Below are 1,672 nucleotides of genomic sequence, written 5' to 3'. Positions count from 1 at the left end.
GGTAGCTACCGGTGCCGGTGATGCGTGAATAAGAGCTCATCAAACGTGAAGGGCCGTCGCGTCGGCTGGCACCGCGGGCTCCTGCCGCGCGAGCAATGGCGCGGCGTGAGCGATGCGGGCCCGCACGCGATCGAGCAGGTTGTTGCGAGCGGCATCATAAGCGCGATCCAACGCATGCCCGAAAGCCACTTCGTCAGCCGAGCCATGGCTCTTGAAAACCAGGCCGCGCAGGCCCAGCAGCGCCGCTCCGTTGTAGCGACGGTGATCGAGCCGGTTTTTAAACGCTTTTAGAACCGGATAAGCAACAATTGCCGCCGCCTTCGTGAAAATGCTCCGCGAGAATTCGACGCGGATGAACTCGCCGATCATCGACGCCACGCCTTCGCTGGCCTTCAGTGCCACATTTCCGACAAAACCATCACATACGACGATATCTGTCGTGCCCTTGAAAATATCGTTACCTTCGACGTTGCCGTAGAAGTTCAGATCCTTCGAATTGGCAGCCGTACGCAGCAGTTGGCTGGCCTTTTTGATTGTTTCGCTGCCTTTGATGGCTTCTTCGCCGATGTTGAGCAGGCCAACCGAAGGCGCCTCGTTGCCCGTGAGCGCCGATACCAGCGCAGAACCGAGCACCGCGAACTGGAGCAGGTCTTCCGCGTCGCAGTCGACGTTGGCACCCAGGTCGAGCACCGTGGTGGCGCCGCCCTTGGCGTTTGGAAGCTGGGGCGCGATGGCGGGGCGGTCGATGCCGTCGAGCGTCTTGAGCAGGTAGCGGGCAATGGCCATGAGGGCGCCCGTGTTGCCGGCCGAGATGGCCGCCTGGGCGGCGCCATCCTTGACCTGCTGGATCGCGATGCGCATCGAAGAATCCTTCTTCTTGCGCAGGGCGATTTCGATCGGGTCGTCCATGCCCACCACTTCGCTGGCCGCGACGATGCGGGCACGCGGATGCGCAGCAAAGCCCGCCAGCGCAGCCGGCGCACCGACCAGCAGCAACGAGGCCTCGCTGTGCCGCTCGAGGAACGCGCGGCAGGCCGCAAGCGTGACGCGCGGCCCATGGTCGCCTCCCATGCAATCCACGGCGAGCGTGATTGCGGAAGGCGCAGCAGTGGATTCGGGGGAAGAAGGCGTAGCCATCAAAACAAAGGCCCGACGCTACGGCAAAAGTAGCTTCGGGCCTCGGCCTTGGGATGCGAGATCAGGCTTCGGACTTGTTCTTGAGCACCTGGCGGCCACGGTAGAAACCGTTGGGGCTGATGTGGTGGCGCAGGTGCGTTTCGCCAGTGGTCGGCTCAACGGCAATGCCGGGCACGACCAGCGCATTGTGGGAACGGTGCATGCCGCGCTTGGAAGGCGACTTCTTGTTTTGCTGGACGGCCATGATGGCTCCTGGACTGTTAGGTGAGTGATTGGATGCGCTCTCTTGCGGTGGCAATCCAGGGGCATGCATGGAATGCCCTTGCCTGTCTTGCTGCTCACGGCGGCGCGCGCGAAGCCCATGATTATAGCCCAGGTGCCGAGAAAGGGCTACTTGCCCTCTTCCGGCTTGCGCGAACGCAACGCCCCGAGCACCGCGAAAGGGTTCGGCTTGGCCTCTTCGGCCGCCTGGAAGTCGTCGTCGCTGGACGAGAGCCGCACCGGGACCGGGCAGACCTCGTGCACGGGCATGACG

General features: G+C 63.2%; 2 protein-coding genes. Both read right to left on the bottom strand.

Annotated features, from left to right (window positions below):
- Positions 1-39: 39 nt before the first annotated feature.
- Positions 40-1,137, bottom strand: a complete 1,098-nt coding sequence (gene plsX / locus AC1DOC_RS32695; protein ID WP_080515724.1) for a phosphate acyltransferase PlsX — start codon at positions 1,135-1,137, stop codon at positions 40-42.
- Positions 1,138-1,198: 61 nt separating this feature from the next.
- Positions 1,199-1,381, bottom strand: coding sequence for a 50S ribosomal protein L32 (gene rpmF / locus AC1DOC_RS32690; protein WP_007830466.1), 183 nt, complete (start codon positions 1,379-1,381; stop codon positions 1,199-1,201).
- Positions 1,382-1,672: the final 291 nt, after the last annotated feature.

Source organism: Variovorax sp. 01T439_2, assembly GCF_056398445.1.
This window is presented reverse-complemented; position numbering and strand designations above follow the sequence as displayed.

What these genes read in the sequence shown, in the direction of transcription:
- plsX (WP_080515724.1), bottom strand. Translation starts at nt 1,137, where the DNA reads ATGGCTACGCCTTCTTCCCCCGAATCCACTGCTGCGCCTTCCGCAATC.
- rpmF (WP_007830466.1), bottom strand. Translation starts at nt 1,381, where the DNA reads ATGGCCGTCCAGCAAAACAAGAAGTCGCCTTCCAAGCGCGGCATGCAC.